Here is a 19,900-nt window from a genome sequence, read left to right on the forward strand (position 1 = left end):
CGCCTATGGCTCGACCACACGCACATCGATCAGGAACCGACAACGGCCGTCGCGGAAGACTCAGCCGCCGCTCGCTGCTCACCGGAGCGGCGCTGAGCGCGGCGGGCAGTCTCGGGGTGGTCGGCTGCAGCCGCGTCCCGGGAGACGGAAAGGTGCTGGGAGGCAGCCTCCTGGACACCTTGCGGGATCAGGGATCCGTGAAGATCGGCATCGCCAGCGAACCGCCCTTCGGTTATGTCGGAGACGACGGACAGGCCACCGGAGAGGCGCCCGCGATCGCGAAGGTGATCTTCAAGAAGCTCGGCATCGGCGAGGTCAAGCCGGTGCCGGTCGACTTCGGTGCCCTCATACCCGGGCTGAAGGCCCGGCAGTTCGATGTGGTGTCGGCCGGGATGTACATCAATCCCCTGCGGTGCGAACAGGTGCTGTTCGCCGACCCGGACTACCTGATGCTGGACTCCTTCATCGTCAGGAAGGGCAATCCGCACGGCATCAAGACGTACGAGGACGTCAAGAAGAAGGGCCTCAAGCTGGCCTCCGGCAAGGCCTACGCCCAGATCGACTACGCCAAGGCCGCGGGCATCGGCGATGTGCTGGTCCTGCCGGACCAGGTGGCCGGGCTCGACGCCGTGGCCCAGGGCCGGGTGGACGCCTTCGCGGGCACCCGCATCACGGTCAAGTCGGCGGTGGCGGGTTCCGGACGTGTGTCGGCCACCGAGCCGTTCCAGCCCGTGGTCGACGGCAAGCCCGCCTACGGCGCCGGCGGATTCGCCTTCCGGCAGTCCGAGAAGAACTTCCGGGACGCGTTCAACAAGGAGCTGCTGAAGCTCAAGGAGGACGACTACCGGGAACTCCTGCGGATCGTCGGCCCCTTCGGCTTCGCCAAGGCCGACATGACGGACCTCACGGCGAAGGAGCTGTGCGGCTGATGATGACCTCCGAGTTCTTCACCACCTGGTTCCTGCCGGGGATCTGGGTCACGGTCCAGGTGACGGTGCTCTCCGCGGCCCTCGGCGCCGCCATCTCGTTCGGGATCGGTCTCGCCCGCGGGTCGCAGCACTGGATCGTCCGCTTCCTCGCCGGGATCTACTTCGAGGTCTTCCGCGGCATGTCGGCGCTGGTGCTGATGTTCTGGATGTTCTTCGCGCTGCCCCTCTTCGGCTGGCAGTTGGTGCCCATGTGGGCCGGCGTCAGCGCGCTCGGCCTGACCTACGGCGCCTACGGCTCCGAGATCGTGCGCGGCTCCCTGGCCGCGGTCACGCCGGCTCAGAAGGAGGCGGGCATCGCCCTCAACTTCACCCGCCTGCAGCGGCTTCGCCTGATCGAACTGCCCCAGGCCTGGCCCGAGATGGTGCCGCCGTTCAACAACCTGCTGATCGAGCTGCTGAAGGGCACCGCCCTGGTCTCGGTCATCACGGTGGCCGACATGACGTTCGCCGGCAATCTGCTCCGGCTGGGCACCAACGAGACCACCCCCGTCTACAGCCTGCTGCTGGTCCTCTACTTCGTTCTCGCCTTCCTCATCACCCGCGGTATGCGGCTGCTGGAGCGCAGGGCGAAGGCCGGCATCGGGCAGCTGCCGGCGAAGAACGGCGGGACGACCGGGAAGGCCGCCGCCCGCGGCGCAAGCCTTCCGGCCGGTTCGCAGTCCGCGGGAGGTATGGGATGAGCTGGGACTGGAACGTCGTGCAAGACTTCATGCCGCGGTTCTGGGACGGCGTGCTCGTCACCCTGCAGGCCCTGGCCATCGGCACCCTGATCGCCTTCGCGCTGGGTCTGGTGTGGGCGCTGGCGCAGCGGTCGACGCAGGTCTGGGTGCGCTGGCCGGTCGTCGCCGTCACGGAGTTCATCCGCAACACACCGCTGCTGGTGCAGCTCTTCTTCCTCTTCTACGTGGTCCCCAACTTCGGCCCGTCGATGTCGCCGCTCACCACCGGCATCGTCGGCCTCGGGCTGCACTACTCCACCTACACCGCCGAGGTCTACCGCGCGGGCATCGACGGCGTCCCCGCCGGCCAGTGGGAGGCGGCCACGGCGCTGAGCCTGTCCAAGGGGCGCACCTGGCGGGCGGTGATCCTCCCGCAGGCGATCCGCCGCGTCGTCCCGCCGCTGGGCAACTACGTCGTCGCCATGCTCAAGGACTCTCCGATGATCGCGACCATCGGGGCCTTCGACATGCTCGGCGAGGCCCAGGCCTTCAGCAACGAGACCTTCACCACCGAGGCGCTCACCGTCGTGGGCGTGGCCTTCATCGTCATCGCCTACCCCGCCTCCCTCCTGATCCGAGCCCTGGAGCGACGCCTTGTCCGCTGACACCAATCCCGCAGAGAACACCGAACTCCTCGCCAATCCGCCGGTGGACGGCAGTGAGCTGATCCGGTTCGACAAGGTCACCAAGCGCTTCGGCGACAACACCGTCCTCGACCGGCTCGACTTCTCCGTCGACTCCGGCAAGCACGTCACGCTGATCGGCCCGTCGGGCTCCGGCAAGACGACGATCCTGCGGCTGCTGATGACCCTGACCGAGCCCGACGAGGGCACGATCAGGGTGGGCGGCGACTGGCTGACCCACGAGGAGCGGAACGGGAAGCTGGTCCGGGCCGGCGAGAAGCACGTCCGTGAGGTCCGCAAGAACATCGGGATGGTCTTCCAGCAGTTCAACCTCTTCCCGAACATGAAGGTGCTGCGCAACATCACCGAGGCTCCGGTGACCGTCTCCGGCCTGTCCAAGGACGAGGCCGAGCAACGGGCCCGCGATCTGCTCGAACTGGTGGGCCTTACCGAGCACATCGACAAGTACCCGACCCAGCTGTCCGGCGGCCAGCAGCAGCGGGTGGCGATCGCCCGCGCGCTGGCGATGCGCCCGCAGGTCCTCCTGCTGGACGAGGTGACCTCCGCGCTGGACCCTGAGCTGGTGGCCGGCGTCCTGGACGTGCTGCGGGACATCGCCCGCACCACCGACATCACGATGCTCTGCGTGACCCACGAGATGAGCTTCGCCCGGGACATCTCGGACCAGGTCCTGATGTTCGACTCGGGTCGTGTCATCGAGTCGGGCCCGCCGGAGAAGATCTTCAGCGATCCGGAGCAGGAACGGACGCGGGAGTTCCTCAGCGCCGTGCTGTGAGTGCGGGGGCGGGCGCCACCCCGGGTGGCGCCCGACTCTTCCTCCGGCAGCCCGAACCGCCCGGCAGGCGTGAGCCGCATCGGGGGCGCGTCCGGGCGGGCCCCGGGGCCGGGTGCGGATCCCACCGGACCCCACCGGACCCCACCGGGCCCCACCGGGCCCCACCGGGCCCCACCAGACCCAGACATGCTGACGGCATATGCCATGGGAGCAACCCCCTAGGTGCGAGGGGGTATTCCCCTCAACACCCCTCCCCACAAGGCGGTTGCCGGATATCGTGGAGGGTGATTCGCTGCCAGGATCAGGGATCACGGCCATGAGGCGACCAGGGGGGAAACCGTGGCGCTGAAGCACGAGCCGACCGTGCCGTACCACTCGGCCCAGGAAGCGTTGCGCGTCCTGGAGACGGTGGCGCGGCACTCCACCGGTGTCACCGACGCCGAACTCGCCCGTCAGACCGGACTCACCGCGGAGCGGCTGACCGCACTCCTGCGCATGCTGCGCCGCGAGGGCTATGTCGAGCAGATCGCCGACGGCGCGTACGTCACGGGCGACGCCCTGGCCCGCCTGGGCTCCGCGCACCATCGCGAGCAGGCCCTGCGCGACCAGCTCCAGCACACCCTCGACCGGCTCCGCGACTCCGTCGGCGCCGCCGTCTACATCAGCCGGTACGTCGACGGCGAGGTCACGATCACCCAGTACGCCGACGGCCCGGCCACACCGTCCGTCAACGAGTGGGTCGACTTCCGCTCCTCCGCACACGCCACCGCGCTCGGCAAGAGCCTGCTGGGCCAGCTCGACCACAACGGCCGGCGCGACCATCTCTCCCGGCACAAGATGGCCCGGCTCACCTCGCGCACGATCACCAGCGACAAGCTGCTGCTCTCCCGCCTGGAGGCCCAGCCGCCCACGGTGCCGATGCTCGACCTCCAGGAGTACGCGATCGGCACGGTCTGCGCGGCCGTCCCGATCACCGCCGGCTCCATGGCGGGCTGCCTCGCCCTCTCCCTGCCCGTCGAGCACGCCCACCGGCTCCGCCAGGCCGCCGAGACCCTGAACAGGAACGCGGCCCCGGTACTGCTGTCACTGGCGATCTGACACCCGTCCGACAGGCGGCCCTGCAGATGGCCCGGCGGGCGGCTCGGCGGGTGGCTCGGCGGGTGCTTCCGGCATGGTCCGGAGCACCCCCGCGGACCGGGTAGTATTTTCTCCGTCGTCAGCCGCCGAAGGCGGAGGACGGGAGTCATGCGCCGCTAGCTCAGTTGGTTAGAGCAGCTGACTCTTAATCAGCGGGTCCGGGGTTCGAGTCCCTGGCGGCGCACCGGTGAAGGGCCCCTCGTGGACACGAGGGGCCCTTCGGCGTTCCCCCGGTCCCCATGCCGTCCACGTCTGCCGCCGTCAGCCGTCGGTACGTCGCCTCCCCCGGCGGCCGCCACCACACCGGATCGGCGCACCGGATCCCCTCCCGCCGCAGCAGCGCCCGGTGGATCTTGTTCGTGGCGGTGACGGGCATCCGCTCCAGGACCCGGACGAACCGGGGCGCCATCTTCGTCCCCAGATCGGGCTGGGCGAGCAGGAACCCGGCGAAACCGAGCGGCTCGAAGGACCCGGCCAGCGCCGCCATCACCTGGTCCCCGGTCACCGGATCCGGCACCGCGTAGACGGCCACGGCGGCCGCCCCCTCGTAGCGGGCGAGGATGTTCTCGATCATCGCGGCGGCCAGGTTCTCGCTGTCGACGCGGAGCCGGTCGTCGGTGCGGCCGGCGAAGTAGAGGAAACCCTCGCGGTCGCGGTAGAAGAGGTCGCCGGTCCAGTACTCCCCACCGGCCCTGCGCCGCTCCGCCTCGGCCGCCGGGTTGCGCCAGTAGCCCTCGAAGGGGTTGGGGCCCCGGTTGACCAGCTCGCCGATCGCCTCCTCGCCGTTCAGCAGCCGTCCGGCCGGGTCGAGGACGGCCGGCGGACATTCGGCCCGTGTCTCCCGGTCGAGGACGACGAGACCGGGCGCCGCCCGCCCGACCGCCCCCGCCGGTGTCCCCGGCGACCACTGCACGGCCGCCCCGCCCTCCGAGGAGCCGTAGCCCTCCACCAGCCGCACCCCGAACCGCCGCTCGAAGGCGGCCGCGTCCACCGCCCCCGCCTCGGTGCCGAAGCCGAGCCGGAGGGTGTGGTCGCGGTCGTCCGGGCCCGGCTCGGTGGCCAGGACGTACTGGATCGCCCGGCCCACGTAGGTGAAGTACGTCGCCCGGTAGCGCCGTACGTCCGACAGGAAGGCGGACGCCGAGAACCGCCGCCGCAGCGCCACCCCGGCCCCGGCCACCAGCGCGGGCGCCCAGTCGGCGATCACCGCGTTGCCGTGGAACATCGGCATGCAGACGTAGTGCACGTCGTCCCGCCGCACGGAGAACTGTCCGGCCAGCGAGCGCCCCGCGGCGGCCAGCCGGCCCTGGGTGCAGATCGCGGCCTTGGGCGCGCCGGTCGAGCCGGAGGTGAAGTAGAGGAGGAGCCGGTCGGCGGGGGCCGCCCGGGAGGGGTCGGGGCGGGCGTCCGCGTACGGGGCGAGCAGGTCGTCGTACTCCGGGGTGCCGGTGATCAGCAGACGGACCCCGGGCAGGTCGAGGTCCCTGAGGAGGGGGAGGTGGGTGTGCTCGGTGATCAGCAGCCCGCACTCGGTGTGCAGGATGTCCCGCGCCAGCTCGGGGCCCCGCCGGGTGGGGTTGATCCCGGCGACGGCCGCGCCGGCGAGGGCGGCGGCCGACAGCCAGAGCGGGAACTCCGGGGTGTTGTCCAGCAGGACCCCGAGATGCGGCGGACCGTCCGACGGCAGCAGGTCGGCCAGCAGCGCCGCACGGGCGGCGGCACCGGCGGCGACCTGGTGGTGGGTGAGGACGGTGCTCCCGGCACCCTCGGGGTTCCCGGCACCCTCGGGGCTCCCGGGGCTCTGGCACCACAGCCCGGGGCGGTGGTCGCCCCACCGGGCCGCTACGAGTTCGGCGACGGACTCCATGGCGGCGCACGGTAGTTGACGTACCGTCAGATGTGGAGGGCTACGGCATGAAGTCGCCCGCCTCGGCGAACATCCAGTGGGCGGTGACCATGAAGAAGACGCAGAAGGCGATGGCCACGCCGAGGAAGAGCAGCAGACAGCCCGACTCGGCGAGCAGCCTGCCGTGGGCGGGCGCCTTGGCCGTGGCCTCCTCGGGGTGCTCGGCCGCGTAGTGGACGGTGACGAGGTCGCCCTCGATCGTCGTCCCCGGGCCGTGCGCCTCCTCGAAGCGGACGGCCCGGCCCTCGCGGGTGGTGAACTCGTAGACGTGGTGCAGGGTCGTGCTGACCATGGTGTCGCCGCCGCCGCTGGTCGTCGTGTACGACCGCAGACAGCGCGCCTGCGCGGTGAGGCCGCCGTTCCAGGCCCGGGCGACCCGCCGGGAGCGGCGGACCAGCCCGGACACGCCGAACAGCAGGCCGACGATCATGATCGACGGCACGAGATAGAAGAAGGCTTCCATGAGCTCCCCCGAGGTCCTGGCGCCGGCCTGGTCGTGCCGGCATGCGGGGAACGTACCCGCGCGCGGACCCGGGGGAGCTCAAGCCATGCTCAGAACGTGACGTCGGAGCAGGCGTAGAACGCGTTGGTCGTGTCGGCGACCGTCCACACCGCGACGATCACGTGACGTCCGCTGAGCCCGGACGGCAGCGTGCCGCTGTGCGAGAGGGTGGACGGGGGCCGCTGACCGCCGTAGGGCACGGTCAGGAACGGGGTGAGGTTGAGGTCGGAGCGGGCCAGGTTGTGGTTCTGGTTCCAGCCCTGCTTGGTGACGTAGTACTTGAAGTCGCTCGTGGCGTGCATGGCGGTGAACTGCCACCGGAAGGTGTAGCTCTGACCGCCGGTCACCCTGGTGGCCGGCCACGCCGTGCCCGAGGGGGTCTTGGGACTGTCGAGCTGGGCGAACCGGGTGTTGTTCGCGGAGCAGATCCTTCCGTCGGCCGCGCCGGACGCCGGGAAGCCCTTCGGGCCCTCGACGCTCTGCGGCTCCCACTGGATGTCACCGCAGTTGGTGACGGAGCCGTTCTGGCAGAGCTTCTGCCGGCTGATGGGGAGGTCGGTGTAGCCGTGGCCGCTCGCACCCCCGGCGGTGAGCACGAAGGCTCCCGCCGTGGTGAGCCCGAGCGCGGCGGCGTACCACTTGGTCTTTTTGCGCATGCTGCCGCTCCTGGAGAACGTGGGGAGTTCGGTGAGGAGTTCAGTGAGCTCATGCGTGCAGGTCTAGACCAAGTTCGAGATTATTGCCGTTTCTTGGCTGTGTCCATATCAAAGACGTGTCCGACCCCGTGACGGCAGCCCGACCCGGCCACCCGTCACGGCCGCCGTCACGACCGCCGTCACGGCCCCTGTTCCCCGCGCCCCGAGCAGAAGGCGACGGTCAGGTCCTTCACCAGCGCCTTGCGTTCGTAGTCGTCCAGTTCCACGAGTCCCCGCATGGTCAGCCGGGTCACCGTGTCCTCCACCGAGTCCACCACCGAGGTCAGCATGCTCGCCCGGTGCTGTGCGTCGAGCGCGGCGATCCGGCGGCGGTGCATCGCGGCGGCGACCTCGGGGGCGTACTCGATCCGCAGCGGGCGCACCGAGAACACCTCCAGTCCGACCGCGCCGGCGTCCTGCGCCACCCGCCGGGTCAGCGCCTCCCCCGCCGCCTCCACCGAACCCCGTCCCGCGCCCGGCGTCTCCACCGGGATCCGGGCCAGGGCCGCCTCGACGCACTCGCGCAGATATGTCTCGTGGTCCTCTACGCCGAGCGTGGCCCGCGCGGTGTCCCGCACCCGCCACACCACGAGCGTCACCACCCGCAGCGCGACCCCGCTGCCATCGGCGGCGGGCAGCGGCTCGCTGCGCCAGTGCCGCAGCCGTACGTCCACCCGGCGGCGCAGCAGCAGCGGGTTGACCCACAGCAGGCCGGTGCGCCGCACGGTCCCCCGGTAGCGGCCGAACAGCCCCAGCACCCAGGCCCGTCCCGTCCGCCCGCGAGCCAGCCCGCCGAAGCCGAACAGGCCCAGGGCGCCCGCCCCCGCGTACACCGCCCACTGCGCCGGACCGAGCCCGGCGCCCGCGAACTCCGGCAGCCGCAGCACCTGCGCCGCGTGTGGCGGCAGCACCCCGGCCCACCACGAGGCGGCCACGCAGCCGGCCGCCCCGCACATCCCGGCGAACACGCCCGCCGCGCCGGGCAGCACCCGGGCTGGCCGTTCCACCAGGTCCGGGTCGACCTGCGCCACCGGGCGGGGTTTGGCCGGCGTCGGCCTGCGCAGTCGCGGCTGCTCGCCGGTGCCCGCCCGGCTGCCCACCACGGCCGGGCCGAGCGGCACGGACCGCGGCTCGGGCTCGTCCCGGAACAGCAGATGGACGGGGATCTCGGTGGTCACCTCGTTCTGGATGAGCCGAGTGGGTCTGGACGGCCCCTCGGACTCGGGTGTCTGTGAAGTGGTCGTGTTCATTGCGTGCCTCCAGCCTCCGCGCCAGATACGCCATGACAGTGAGATGGGATCGAGGGGCAAGGGATCAGGGGGTCAGAGATTGAGGGAGCGAGGGAGCGAGCGGGCCCCGGCAGGTCCCGAGCGTTCCCCCTCGGGCTCGTCCGGGTTCCGGGCCGATCCCATCGGGTTCCGGGCCGGTCCCGTGCGGGTCCCGTGCGGGTCCCGTGCGGGTCCCGTTCGGCGCCCGCGCCGGGTCTACGAGAAGAGCCGCCGCCAGGTCTCCGGGCCCGGGTAGCCGTCCGCCGCGCCACCCCGCCAGCCCTGGGCGCGCTGGAACGCCTCGACCCCTCGCCGGTCCGCCTCGCCCCAGCGCGGTCCGGGCCCCGCCGTGTAGTACTTGCCGAACCCCTTCTTCACCAGCTGCCTCCCCAGCCGGGTGACGTACGCGTTCTGCGCGCCGGGCCGGAACATTCCCCGCCCGGGGTACGCGGGGACGCGCGGCGCCGAGGGCGCGCCGGCCGCCCCGGTCGCGGGATACCCGCCGATCGCTCCGCCGGAGCCGGAGCCCTGGCCGGTGCCGGTCGTCGGGGCCTGTCCGGGTGCGATGTCCCTGCCCCGGCCGGAGGTCAGCAGGGCCCAGGTGCTCGGGCCGGGGATGCCGTCGGCGTCGGCGCCGCGCCAGCCCTGGGCCTGCTGGAAGGCCACGGTGGCCCACCCGTCGGACGCCGACCACCTCGGGCCCGGGCCCGAGGCGTAGAAGCGTGCTCCGCCGCGGTCGACGAGGAGCCGGCCGAGCTGGGTGACGTACGGGTTGTTCGCGCCGGGTCCGAAGGCCGCCCGCCCCGGGAACGGCGTCGCCGCGGTACCCCCGGCGCCGGGCCTGTTCCCGCCGCCCGCGCTCGTGCCTACCTGTTCCCCGGCGCCGGGCGTGACCGTCGTGAGGCCCTTGTAGCGGTAGGGCACGTAGCGGTCGGAATTGCTCCAGTAGGCGTAGGGAGTGGTCTGTCGGCGTGTGGTCGGGCGGGTCTGCTCGTAGACGAGGTAGTAGCTGTGCGTGTAGTCAGTCCAGCCGCCGAAAATGACGACGTGCGAGCCTTTCTCGGGGTCGGACGGATTGTGGAACAGCAGAATGTCGCCGGGTTGGAGCTCCTCCTTGGTAATCCGTGTCCCGTACTGGTGGAGACTGCCCGTCCACTCGTTCCCGGGCAGGTTCCAGGCCTTGGACACGAAGCCGGAGCAGTCCTGCCGGTAACCGTCGTACCAGTAGCTGCTCATGCTGTACGGCACCTCTGCCGAAACCCATTCCTTGGCCCGTCTGATGATGTCCGCCCGGGTCGTCGGGGGCGTTTTCACCGGCCCCGCCAGTCCTCCCGGCCGGGCCGGCTGCCCGGCCGGACCGTGCAGCGGCGCCTTGCGGCCCTGCGGGGTCTCGGGCTCGTCACCTGCGGGTACGCCGGGCCGGTCGGTGATCTGCGGGGCCGCGACGGCGGGCGCCGCATGGGCGGCGCCGAGCGTCGCGGCCGCCGCCGTGGCGACGACCACGACGCGATGGGCGGCCGGGTGACCGCCGAACCGGGCGGGCGGGGAATTCGACCCCACCCACCGCCGGGATACGCATCCGGGGCACTCGCAGTCGCTCTCGGGCTCGAATTCCTCGAATACCGGAGAGCCCATGCGATTCCCCTCACACTCCAGCTGGAAATGTCCGCGACTGTGCACGTTCGCCAGTTTCTCAACTGTCTTCCCGACGCGCATGCTGACGGTCCGAATGATGTACGCGACACCCGCCCGGCCCAGCGCCGCGGCGGACCGGCGGCCTGGTGGTCCGGGGCACCCCCGGGGGTCCTGTAGAGTTATCCCGTCAGCAGGCGCCGCTAGCTCAGTTGGTTAGAGCAGCTGACTCTTAATCAGCGGGTCCGGGGTTCGAGTCCCTGGCGGCGCACAGACACCGAAGGCCCCTCGCGAAAGCGAGGGGCCTTCGTTCGTATGCGCCCGCACGCCCGAAGAGCGTGCACATGGAGCGCGCATCCGACAGGCGCACAGCACACACGACGGTATGCCGCATGCATGTACTAATAGGGACGCCCGTCACACGATGTCGAGGGGAATGCCGCAATTCAGGGTGTCCCTGGCTCTCCGGTCTTCATGGGAGACCCGGTGTCGCGGCCGCCCACCACCCGCATACGGTTTCCTCCCACCACCCGTCGACCCGGCGACGCCGACGCCGACGCCGCTCGACCGAACGGCACCACGACGGACCGCGGCGCCGCGCCCGACAGGGACACACGCGACGTCTCTACTGACGTGCACTCACTTTCCCTTTGCGGCACAGGAATTGATGCGCACGATTCGCCAACTCCCCCGAAATATTCCCGACATAAGACGCGCACTGGCCACAAGAGTGCCGGAAAACGGTCATCATCGCGTTTCTCTGGGTAGGTGAACCTCACAGCCTCCCGCGCCGGTCGCCGGGCTACTCCCGCAGCCCGGGCGCGCGCGGTCGAGGACCGGCCCGGTCGGCGGTTTCGGGGGAGCGGGCCGTCGACCGGGCCAGGTGGCGTCGGATCAGACGCCCGTGCCCGTCAGATACGCCGACACGATCACGTTCGCCGTGTAGCTGCGGCTCACCCGGTCGAAGGTGCCGCCGCAGGTGATCAGGCGCAGTTCGGCGCGGTCCGACTGCCGGGGGCCGTAGGCCTGACGGGCGTCGAAGCGGTCGCGCTGGACCACCTCGACGTCGTCGACGGTGAACTCGGCGACCTTCCCGTCGTCGCGGACCACCCGTACCGTCTCGCCGGCCTTGAGCGTGCTGAGCTTGTAGAAGACGGCGGGCCTGGTCTCGGTGTCGACGTGCCCGACCAGCAGGGCGGTGCCCCGGGCGCCGGGTTTCGCGCCGGCGGCGTACCAGCCGACGACGCCCGCCTGGTCGAAGGGCGGTGGGTCGATGCCCCCCTCGGCGTCCAGCCCGCGGGCGACGACCGGGGCCTGCACGCCCAGGTCGGGGATGTCGATGCGTTGCGGCAGCGCCTGCCCCAACGGCTTCGCGGCGGGCGGCAGTTCGGCATCCGGGGGCCGGCCCACCGCGGCCATGTCACCGGTGGCCGGGGCGGATATGCCGTGCCGTACGTCGGTCACCTCGCGTCCCCACAGCCACAGCCCGAGCAGCAGTACCGCCCAGGCCAGGCCGGTGAGGAAGCGGCCGGAAGAGCGTTCGCGGTCGGACATGCTCAATCCGCCCTGCGTCTCCGGTGCACCCCGCGGAACACCACGGCGGCCGCGGCGACACCCGCGAGCACCAGCCCGACGACCGCCTGCGCGGTACCGGGACCATGGCCCTCCGCCTGCGCCTCGTCGGCGGCCGCGAGCGGGGCGAGGGCGGCGGTACCGCCGCCGCCGGCGTGCACCGGGGCGACGGGAGAGGCGGGCGTGGACGGCCCGTACGGCTCCGACGACTCGAAGTCCGACGACTCCGGGGAATCCGGGGAATCCGAGGAATGGGCGGACGACGCGGCGACGACCTTGACATGGCCCTTCACCTTGAAGTCGACGCAGGTGATCTGCACGTCGTAGGTGCCGGCCCCGATCGAGGAACGGACCCGGGTGTCGCCGACGAGCGTGCCGCCCCCGCCGGCGAGCCGCGCGTCCGCGACGAAGGCGTCCGAGGCCGCGGTGGCCGTTCTGCCGCCGCAGCCGCTGACCTTCAGGGTGATCTCGGCGCCGGGTGCGGGCGTGGACGGTGTGATCGAGACGCTGCCGCCTCTGTCACCGCTGCCTTCGCCCGAGGCGTACGCCGTCGGGATGAGCACCGCGGCGACGGCCGCGACTCCCGCACAGAGAGTGATTTTCATTGAACCCATCGTGAACCTCCAGCTAGATGGAGACTCCCCCGCCGGGACCCGGCGCGCATCCCCGGACGGGGGATCACTGCTCCGTACGAGTGGCTCACCCCGTGTAACGGGTTTCGGAGCTACGGGTTCAGATCCGGTCGACGAGATCCGCGATCGAGTCCACGACCTTCGACGGGCGGTACGGGAAGTTCTCGACCTGCTCGGGCCGGGTCAGCCCGGTGAGCACCAGGAACGTCTGCATGCCGGCCTCCATGCCCGCGAGGACGTCGGTGTCCATGCGGTCGCCGATCATCGCGCTGCTCTCGGAGTGGGCGCCGATGGCGTTCAGACCGGTGCGCATCATCAGCGGGTTCGGCTTGCCCGCGAAGTACGGGTGCTTGCCGGTCGCCTTGGTGATCAGCGCGGCGACGGCTCCGGTGGCCGGGAGCGCGCCCTCGGCGGAGGGGCCGGTCTCGTCCGGGTTGGTGCAGATGAAACGGGCGCCGTCGTTGATGAGCCGGACGGCCTTCGTCATCGCCTCGAACGAGTAGGTGCGGGTCTCGCCGAGGACGACGTAGTCGGGTTCGTGGTCGGTGAGGATGTACCCGATGTCGTGCAGCGCGGTGGTCAGTCCGGCCTCGCCGATGACGTAGGCCGTGCCCTCGGGCCGCTGGTCGTCCAGGAACTGGGCGGTGGCCAGCGCGGAGGTCCAGATGTTCTCGATCGGCACGTCCAGGCCCATGCGTCGCAGCCGGGCGTGCAGGTCGCGCGGGGTGTAGATCGAGTTGTTGGTCAGGACCAGGAACGGCTTGCCCGAATCGCGGAGCTTCTTCAGGAAGGCGTCGGCGCCGGGGATCGGTACGCCCTCGTGGATGAGCACACCGTCCATGTCGGTGAGCCACGACTCGATGGGCTTGCGGTCTGCCATGTGCGGGATCTCCCTGCCGTACGCGAACGCGAGTACGCGGTGGCCGCGCCTGTACGCGGTGCTGCGCCAGCACGCGGTTGCTGCGTGCGCCCCAGCCTAAGCACAGGCCCGATCTTGAGGGAATGGCCGGTGGTGAGGCGTCCACCGGCTGGGACGCGGCCACGGTTCAACGGCGCCGCCGGGCCAGTCGGCGGGCCAGCAGCAGGGTCGTCCCGGCGGCGAGGAGACAGAAGGTGGCGCCGACGAGAACGGCGGGTGAGGTGAGGCCGGTGCGGGCGAGTTCCTCGGCCTCGTCGGCGAGGGAGAGCCGACCGGTGTCCGCCCCGGACGCCTCCGGGGCGGGAGTGGCGGAGGAGGCCGCGGTAGTGGTGGAGGTGGAGGTGGGGGCGTGCGTCGGATCGGGGGTGGGGGCGGCCGGGTCGAGACCCGGGGCGGTGCCGTGGTCGGCGTCGGCGTCCGCGTCGGGAGCTGTGCCGGAGCCGGCCTCGACGGCGAAGCGGTAGTCGTTCGACTGCCCGATCCAGTCACCGTCGTCACCGTGCCGCTGGACGACGGCCGCGTTGGCGGTGACGTGGTTGGGCGCGGTGTCCGAGGTGAGGGCGAGGCGCAGCTTGACGGTGAGGGTCCGGCCGGGGCCCACGGTGAAACCGGGAAAGCCGTCGGCACCGTCGGCCTGCCCGTCGGGCTGCCCCTCGGCCTCTGCGGTGGGGCCGTCCGTCGGCGCGTCGGCCGGTCCCTCGGTGAAGGCTCCGACCAGCTCGTCCTGGTCGGTGGGTTCGAAGCGGACCGGGTGCGGTTCTCCGTCGGCGTAGAACTCCAGGCGTGCCTGGGACGGCTTCAGGGTGCGTCCGGTGTCGACCAGGACGACGACCGGGTGGATCCCGTCGCAGGTGAGGCGGGTGGTGTTGGTGAGGTCGAGGTACCAGATGCCGTAACCACCCCCGGCCCGGTAGGAAGCCGGGCCCCCGCGCAGCCGGGTGGTGAGGGGGAAGTCCGCGCCGTCGGTTCCGGCGCAACTCGGGCCGGCCACCGCCTGGGCGGGCGCGGGGAGGAGGGCGGCGGCCACGGCGAGGCAGAGGGAGACAGGCGGGCACAGTCGCATGAACACGTGAGCCTGCACGACGCCCCGCGCCGGGCGGGAACGGCACACCGTACGACCGTGCGAATCCCCTCGTTCGGCGGAGGCGGCAGCGATCGGCCGGCTCAGCCGTCCCGCCGTCCGAACACCGGGCCCAGCAGCAGCTGCGCCGCGCCCTCCGCGACGGCGCGGGCCCCGCCGGGGGCGAGACGTACCGGCACGGCGCCCTCCCGCGATCCCTCCCGGCGCGCATGGGCGTCGAGCACGGCGGCGACCCCGCGGACGAAGGGCTCCGGTGCGGCCGTGATCGTGCGCCCGCCCAGCAGGACGGCGTCGATGTCGAGCAGGCCGGCCAGGTTCGCGGCGCCCTCGCCGAGCACCCGCGCCGCCTCGGCCACGTCCCCCCGGTCCATGGCCGCGAGGCACAGCGCCTCGACACAGCCCCGGTTGCCGCAGGAGCAGAGCGGCCCGTCCAGCTGGATGACCTGGTGTCCGAACTCCCCCGCGCCGGTGCGGGCACCCCGGTGCACGGCGTCGCCGATCACCAGGCCGGCGCCGAGGCCCGTGCCGAGGTACAGGCAGGCGAAGGAGCCGCGTTCGCCGCCGACGGCGAGGCCGAGCGCGGCCGCGTTGGTGTCCTTGTCGACGACCACCGGCACGCCGAGCCGCGCCGCCAGCTCGTCCCGCAACGGAAAACCGTCCCACTCGGGAAAGCCCGTGACCCGGTGCAGCACCCCGCGCGCGTGGTCGAGCGGACCCGGCAGGGCCACCCCGACACCGAGCGGAGCCGAGACGGCGCCGCCCCCCAGTGCGTCCGACAGGACCTCCGTCACCTCGCCGAGCAGCGTGTCCAGGACCACCTGCGCCCCCGCGCCCAGGGACAGCGGGGCCAGCCGCTCGCCCACCACGCGTCCGTCGAGGTCGGCCAGCACCACCCTCAGTTCGTCCCGGTCGAGGTGGACGCCGACCGCGTGACCGGCCTCGGGGACCAGCCGCAGGACCGTGCGCGGCTTGCCGCCGGTGGACGCGCGGCGGCCGGCTTCCGTCGCCAACCCCTCCTCCCGCAGCCGGGCGGTGATCTTGCTGACCGCCTGCGGGGTGAGGCCGGCGCGTTCGGCGAGCTCAAGCCGGCTGATGCCCTCGGGCCCGGCGGTGCGCAGCAGGTCGAGCACGAGCGCGGTGTTGTGGCTGCGCAGGGCCAGCAGGTTCACGCCCGCGGCCCAGCGCGTCACGGCATCCGCCGGACGCTCGGGCGCGCGGCCGGTCTCCGGACCCGGCTCATGGCCCGGCGGGAGTCCCCACGTGGACCCCGTCGCGGGCCCCGCTCCGAACTCCGGCCCGGGCTCCGGCCCGAACTCCGGCTCGGGCTCCGGCCCGGGCTCCCTCGCGGGCTCCGGCCGGGACTCCCTCGCGGGCTCCGGCGTGCCGTCCGTGTCGCCTTCGTCGTGCGTCCTGTTCACTCTGCCATTGTCCCTCGCGCTTGCACTTTAGCAACAGCGTTGCCAAAGTGGTTGGCATGACTGGACGCACCACTGACGACACCGGCTCCGCAAAAGGCCTCGACACCGGCACCGGGTCCGGCAGCACCGGCCCGGCCACCCCTCCGCTCCGCGTGGGCCTGATCGGCTACGGCCTCGCGGGCTCCGTGTTCCACGCCCCGCTGATCGCCGCGACCGAGGGCCTCGCTCTCGACACGGTGGTCACCTCGAACCCCGAGCGGCAGGAGCAGGCCCGCGCCGAGTTCCCGGACGTACGCGTCGCCGCCACCGCCGACGACCTCCTCGCCCGGGCCGGCGAACTGGACCTGGTCGTCATCGCGTCCCCGAACAAGACGCACGTCCCGCTCGCGACCGCCGCGCTGAAGGCCGGGCTGCCGGTCGTCGTCGACAAGCCGCTCGCCGGCACCGCGGCCGAGGCGCGCGAGCTGGCCGCCCTCGCCGAGGAGCGCGGCCTGCTGCTCTCCGTCTTCCAGAACCGCCGCTGGGACAACGACTTCCTGACCCTCCGCAAGCTGCTCGCCGAGGGCGAACTGGGCGACGTGTGGCGCTTCGAGTCCCGCTTCGAGCGGTGGCGGCCACTGCCGAAGGGCGGCTGGCGGGAGTCCGGCGACCCCGCAGAGATCGGAGGTCTCCTCTACGACCTCGGCAGTCACCTCGTCGATCAGGCGCTGGTGCTGTTCGGCCCGGTGGTCTCCGTCTACGCCGAGGCGGACCTCCGCCGGCCCGGCGCGGAGACCGACGACGACACCTTCATCGCGCTGACGCACGCGAGCGGCGTCCGTTCGCACCTCTACGCCTCCGCGACGACGTCCCAGCTCGGCCCGCGTTTCCGGGTGCTGGGCTCGAAGGCGGGCTATGTGAAGTACGGCCTGGATCCGCAGGAGGCCGCCCTACGGGAGGGCGAGCGGCCGGACGGCACCCCCGGCTGGGGCACCGAGCCGGCGGAGCTGTGGGGCCGCGTCGGCGCCGGGGAGTCCCCGCTGACCGGCGGCGGTCGACCCGAACAGACCCTCCCCGGCGACTACCCGGCCTACTACGCTGCGGTGGCCAGGGCACTGATCGACGGCGGACCCGGTCCGGTGACCGCCGCCGAGGCGGCCGCCGCCCTGGACGTACTGGAAGCGGCCCGCCGTTCGGCACGAGACAAGGTGGCGGTGACGCTGTGATGGGAACCCACCAGATGACCCCGAAGTTCACCCCGGAGATCACCCCGACCCTGGAGGAGCTCCAGGCCCAGGAACGCCGGCTGGTCTTCCGCCAGTTCACGAACGACGACGCCTGGGAGCTCGGCTCACTGCTGGTGGAGCTGGCCCGCGAGCGCCAGGCACCGGTCGCCGTCGACATCCACCGGGCCGGCCAGCAGCTCTTCCACGCCGCCCTGCCCGGTTCGACGCCCGACAACGACGCCTGGATCGCCCGCAAGCGCCGGGTGGTGGAACGCTTCGGCGCCTCCTCCTACCTGGTGGGCTCCCGCTTCCGCGCCAAGGGCACGACGTTCGAGGACTCCTCCCGGCTCGACCCCGACGAGTACGCGGCACACGGCGGCTCGTTCCCCGTCAACGTGGAGGGCGTCGGCATCATCGGCGCGGTGACGGTCTCGGGCCTCCCCCAACTGGAGGACCACCGCTTCGTGGTCGAGGTCCTGGAGCAGTACCTGGAAAAGTACCTGGACTGAATCCCGCTGAAGGGACGCAGGGACCCGCGCCCCAAAGGGACGCAGGGACCCCGCGCCCCAAAGGGGCGCGGGGAACTGCGCGACCGGCCACGAACCGGCCCGCAGCCGACAACCGACAACCGACCCCGGTTCCCCGCCCCCAGCGGAGCGCTTACGCGTCCTTGAACTCCTGCCGCTGGCGTCCGAGCCCGGCGATCTCCAGCTCCACCACGTCCCCGGCCCGCAGGTACGGCTTGGGCTCCGGCTCGCCCATGGCGACCCCGGCGGGCGTCCCGGTGTTGATGACGTCCCCCGGGTACAGGGTCATGAACTGGCTGACGTACCGGACGACCTCCCCCACCGGGAAGATCTGCTCGCCCGTGGTCCCGTCCTGCTTCAGCTCCCCGTTGACCCAGAGCTTCAGGGAGAGGTCCTGCGGGTCGGCGACCTCGTCGGCCGTCACCAGCCACGGCCCCAGCGGATTGAACGTCTCGCAGTTCTTCCCCTTGTCCCAGGTCCCGCCCCGCTCGATCTGGAACTCCCGCTCCGACACGTCGTGCGCGACGGCGTATCCCGCGACGTGCGCGAGGCCGTCCCGCGCCGACTCCAGGTAGCGGGCCGTGCGCCCGATGACGACCGCCAGCTCCACCTCCCAGTCGGTCTTGAGGGACCGGCGCGGCACGAGGACGGTGTCGTAGGGCCCCACGACCGTGTCCGCCGCCTTGAAGAAGACGACGGGCTCGGCCGGCGGCTCGACCCCGGTCTCCCGGGCGTGGTCGTGGTAGTTCAGCCCGATGCACACGATCTTGCCGATCCGGGCCAGGGGCGGCCCGATCCGCAGCCCGGTCGCGTCCAGCGCCGGCAGTTCCCCGGACTCGGCGGCCTCCCGGACCCGGCCGAGCGCCTCGTCGTCCGCGAGCAGCGCCCCGTCGATGTCCGGGACGACCCCGGAGAGGTCCCGCAGGACCCCCTCGGGGTCGAGCAGCGCGGGCCGCTCCGTTCCCGCCGTACCGACTCGCAGCAGCTTCATGGTCACTATCTCCCTCGATCGCGGGGCACCCGCCCGATGGGTGCAGCCATCGGAGGACTGGTTGATCCTCCAAGCTCGCGATTCGGTCCGCAAGCCCCCGTTCACGGACTGGACCGCCACCCGTCCGGCGCCCTCACCCGTCCGGGGCCCTCACCCGGTCAAGAGCCTCACCTGTACAGCACCGCCCTTTCGAGGGCGCTCCACGTCGTGCTCGTGATCACGTACAGCGCGGCGGCCAGCGGTACGACGGCCACGGTGACCAGCGTGAAGAAGGAAAGGAACGGCATGACCTTGGCGATCGCGCCGACGCCGGGCAGTTCCTCACCGCCGCCGACCTGGGGCAGCGGCACCCGCTTCGCCCGGACGAAGTTGAAGGAGGCGACGGCCGCGACTACGGCGAACAGCCCGAGGTAGACCAGTCCGGCCGCGCCGAACACCCCGCCCCCGGCCAGCGCGTCCGCCCAGCGGTCGCCGAGGGGCGCGGCGAACAGCCGATGACCGAGCAGGCCGTTGTCCTCGCCGCCGATCGAGGAGCTGGAGAAGAGGTGGTAGAGCAGGAAGAAGGCCGGTATCTGGCAGAGGCTGGGCAGCAGTCCGGACAGTGGCGACACCTTCTCCTCGGCGTGCAGGTCCAGCACCGCCCGCTGGAGCCTCTCGGGGTTCTTGGCGTGCTTCCTGCGCAGTTCGGCGATCCTCGGCTGCAACGCCGTGCGGGCCTTCTGGCCACGGGCCGCCGCGCGGGACAAGGGGTGCACGAGGAGTCGTACGAGTGCGGTGAACAGGACGATCGCGGCGGCCGCGGCGGTGGCGCCGAACAGCGGGTCGAGCAGGTCGGCGAGCCGCTCGACCAGGCTGGCGAAAACGGACATGGGTGGGGAGCCCTTCGGGGGTCTCGTCGTGCCGGGATACGGGATGGCGGCATGACGACCCGCGCGGGTCACCCACGTGATGGCGGAGAGCGGCCCTACGCGACGGTCGTCGGGAGGGCGTGGCCGGGTGCCCTGGGGCGGCGGCGGCCGGAGGCGTCGGGGTCGCGTTGCGGCAGGAAGGCCGTACGACGGGCCCGGTCCCTGATGGCCGTACGCACCCGGGTGGGCGGGACGGCGGGAGCGCTGCGCGCGGCGACGAGGGTGCAGACGGCCAGGGCGGAACCGGCCGCGGCGGTCGCGGCGAGGGCGACGGCGGCGGAAAGGCTGCCGGCGTCGAGGAGCACGACGTCGAGGAAGAGGAGGAAGAGGACGAGGGCGGGACGCGGGACGAACCGACTACGGATCACGCTCTCCTCCCT

Annotated in this window: 19 protein-coding genes, 2 tRNA genes and 1 pseudogene; 9 read left to right on the forward strand and 13 right to left on the reverse strand. The window is 72.0% G+C overall.

Annotated elements, in window-relative coordinates:
• Positions 1-5 precede the first annotated feature (5 nt).
• The 6 genes from ehuB (at position 6) to ASD48_RS06090 (ending at position 4,448) form a co-directional block, all read left to right on the forward strand.
• The gene (gene ehuB / locus ASD48_RS06065; RefSeq protein WP_057600344.1) at positions 6-929 is read left to right on the forward strand and encodes an ectoine/hydroxyectoine ABC transporter substrate-binding protein EhuB; all 924 of its coding nucleotides are present in this window, start codon (positions 6-8) and stop codon (positions 927-929) included.
• The gene (gene ehuC / locus ASD48_RS06070; protein WP_057601030.1) at positions 929-1,669 is read left to right on the forward strand and encodes an ectoine/hydroxyectoine ABC transporter permease subunit EhuC; all 741 of its coding nucleotides are present in this window, start codon (positions 929-931) and stop codon (positions 1,667-1,669) included. The genes ehuB and ehuC overlap by 1 nt, the downstream gene beginning before the upstream one ends.
• Complete coding sequence (gene ehuD, locus ASD48_RS06075) at positions 1,666-2,313, forward strand: ectoine/hydroxyectoine ABC transporter permease subunit EhuD (RefSeq protein WP_057600345.1); 648 nt, start codon at positions 1,666-1,668, stop codon at positions 2,311-2,313. Before ehuC ends, ehuD begins: the two co-directional genes overlap by 4 nt.
• Entirely contained in the window at positions 2,303-3,127 is an 825-nt protein-coding gene (gene ehuA, locus ASD48_RS06080; protein WP_079073621.1) for an ectoine/hydroxyectoine ABC transporter ATP-binding protein EhuA, read from the forward strand. The genes ehuD and ehuA overlap by 11 nt, the downstream gene beginning before the upstream one ends.
• 339 nt (positions 3,128-3,466) lie before the next feature.
• Entirely contained in the window at positions 3,467-4,225 is a 759-nt protein-coding gene (locus tag ASD48_RS06085) for an IclR family transcriptional regulator C-terminal domain-containing protein (RefSeq protein WP_057600346.1), read from the forward strand.
• 149 nt (positions 4,226-4,374) lie between these two features.
• Positions 4,375-4,448, forward strand: a tRNA-Lys gene (locus ASD48_RS06090).
• Here the strand turns inward: ASD48_RS06090 and ASD48_RS06095 are convergent.
• The 5 genes and pseudogenes from ASD48_RS06095 to ASD48_RS06115 form a co-directional block, all read right to left on the reverse strand.
• Positions 4,414-6,131, reverse strand: a pseudogene (locus ASD48_RS06095) (AMP-binding protein). The gene ASD48_RS06090 and the pseudogene ASD48_RS06095 overlap by 35 nt on opposite strands.
• Positions 6,132-6,171: 40 nt before the next feature.
• Positions 6,172-6,633, reverse strand: coding sequence for a DUF3592 domain-containing protein (locus ASD48_RS06100; protein ID WP_057600347.1), 462 nt, complete (start codon positions 6,631-6,633; stop codon positions 6,172-6,174).
• 89 nt (positions 6,634-6,722) lie between these two features.
• Positions 6,723-7,328 carry a lytic polysaccharide monooxygenase gene (locus ASD48_RS06105; protein WP_057600348.1) on the reverse strand — a complete coding sequence of 202 codons (606 nt, stop codon included), beginning with the start codon at positions 7,326-7,328 and terminating at the stop codon, positions 6,723-6,725.
• A gap of 179 nt (positions 7,329-7,507) precedes the next feature.
• The gene (locus ASD48_RS06110; RefSeq protein ID WP_057600349.1) at positions 7,508-8,617 is read right to left on the reverse strand and encodes an SPFH domain-containing protein; all 1,110 of its coding nucleotides are present in this window, start codon (positions 8,615-8,617) and stop codon (positions 7,508-7,510) included.
• Between the two features lie 234 nt (positions 8,618-8,851).
• Complete coding sequence (locus tag ASD48_RS06115; RefSeq protein ID WP_057600350.1) at positions 8,852-10,270, reverse strand: peptidoglycan-binding protein; 1,419 nt, start codon at positions 10,268-10,270, stop codon at positions 8,852-8,854.
• 194 nt (positions 10,271-10,464) lie between these two features.
• Here ASD48_RS06115 and ASD48_RS06120 point away from each other — a divergent pair.
• Positions 10,465-10,538 (forward strand) — tRNA-Lys (locus tag ASD48_RS06120).
• Positions 10,539-11,161: 623 nt separating this feature from the next.
• Here the strand turns inward: ASD48_RS06120 and ASD48_RS06125 are convergent.
• The 5 genes from ASD48_RS06125 to ASD48_RS06145 form a co-directional block, all read right to left on the reverse strand.
• Positions 11,162-11,821 (reverse strand): class F sortase, encoded by a 660-nt coding sequence (locus ASD48_RS06125; RefSeq protein ID WP_057600351.1) that lies wholly within the window; start codon positions 11,819-11,821, stop codon positions 11,162-11,164.
• A gap of 2 nt (positions 11,822-11,823) precedes the next feature.
• Positions 11,824-12,453, reverse strand: a complete 630-nt coding sequence (locus ASD48_RS06130; RefSeq protein WP_057600352.1) for a hypothetical protein — start codon at positions 12,451-12,453, stop codon at positions 11,824-11,826.
• Positions 12,454-12,571: 118 nt separating this feature from the next.
• Positions 12,572-13,351, reverse strand: coding sequence for an HAD-IIA family hydrolase (locus ASD48_RS06135; protein WP_057600353.1), 780 nt, complete (start codon positions 13,349-13,351; stop codon positions 12,572-12,574).
• 166 nt (positions 13,352-13,517) lie between these two features.
• Positions 13,518-14,453 (reverse strand): hypothetical protein, encoded by a 936-nt coding sequence (locus tag ASD48_RS06140; protein WP_057601032.1) that lies wholly within the window; start codon positions 14,451-14,453, stop codon positions 13,518-13,520.
• A gap of 101 nt (positions 14,454-14,554) precedes the next feature.
• Positions 14,555-15,661: an ROK family transcriptional regulator gene (locus ASD48_RS06145; protein ID WP_057601033.1), complete on the reverse strand. Its 1,107-nt coding sequence runs from the start codon at positions 15,659-15,661 to the stop codon at positions 14,555-14,557.
• 284 nt (positions 15,662-15,945) lie between these two features.
• On the opposite strand from ASD48_RS06145, the gene ASD48_RS06150 reads away from it, so the two are divergent.
• Positions 15,946-17,094 carry a Gfo/Idh/MocA family oxidoreductase gene (locus tag ASD48_RS06150; protein WP_242432510.1) on the forward strand — a complete coding sequence of 383 codons (1,149 nt, stop codon included), beginning with the start codon at positions 15,946-15,948 and terminating at the stop codon, positions 17,092-17,094.
• A complete protein-coding gene (locus ASD48_RS06155) occupies positions 17,094-17,603 on the forward strand; it encodes a heme-degrading domain-containing protein (protein ID WP_057600354.1) in 510 nt (169 codons plus the stop codon). The genes ASD48_RS06150 and ASD48_RS06155 overlap by 1 nt, the downstream gene beginning before the upstream one ends.
• A gap of 151 nt (positions 17,604-17,754) precedes the next feature.
• Here the strand turns inward: ASD48_RS06155 and ASD48_RS06160 are convergent, their stop codons facing one another.
• From ASD48_RS06160 to ASD48_RS06170, 3 genes are all read right to left on the reverse strand, one after another.
• Positions 17,755-18,612 carry a fumarylacetoacetate hydrolase family protein gene (locus ASD48_RS06160; RefSeq protein ID WP_057600355.1) on the reverse strand — a complete coding sequence of 286 codons (858 nt, stop codon included), beginning with the start codon at positions 18,610-18,612 and terminating at the stop codon, positions 17,755-17,757.
• 167 nt (positions 18,613-18,779) lie between these two features.
• Entirely contained in the window at positions 18,780-19,481 is a 702-nt protein-coding gene (gene yidC, locus ASD48_RS06165; RefSeq protein WP_057600356.1) for a membrane protein insertase YidC, read from the reverse strand.
• A 95-nt stretch (positions 19,482-19,576) separates the two neighbouring features.
• On the reverse strand, positions 19,577-19,888 hold the full coding sequence (locus tag ASD48_RS06170; RefSeq protein ID WP_020132262.1) for a DUF6412 domain-containing protein: 312 nt from the start codon (positions 19,886-19,888) through the stop codon (positions 19,577-19,579).
• Between the last annotated feature and the right edge of the window lie 12 nt (positions 19,889-19,900).

The organism is Streptomyces sp. Root1310, assembly GCF_001426425.1.
Lineage (GTDB): Bacteria > Actinomycetota > Actinomycetes > Streptomycetales > Streptomycetaceae > Streptomyces.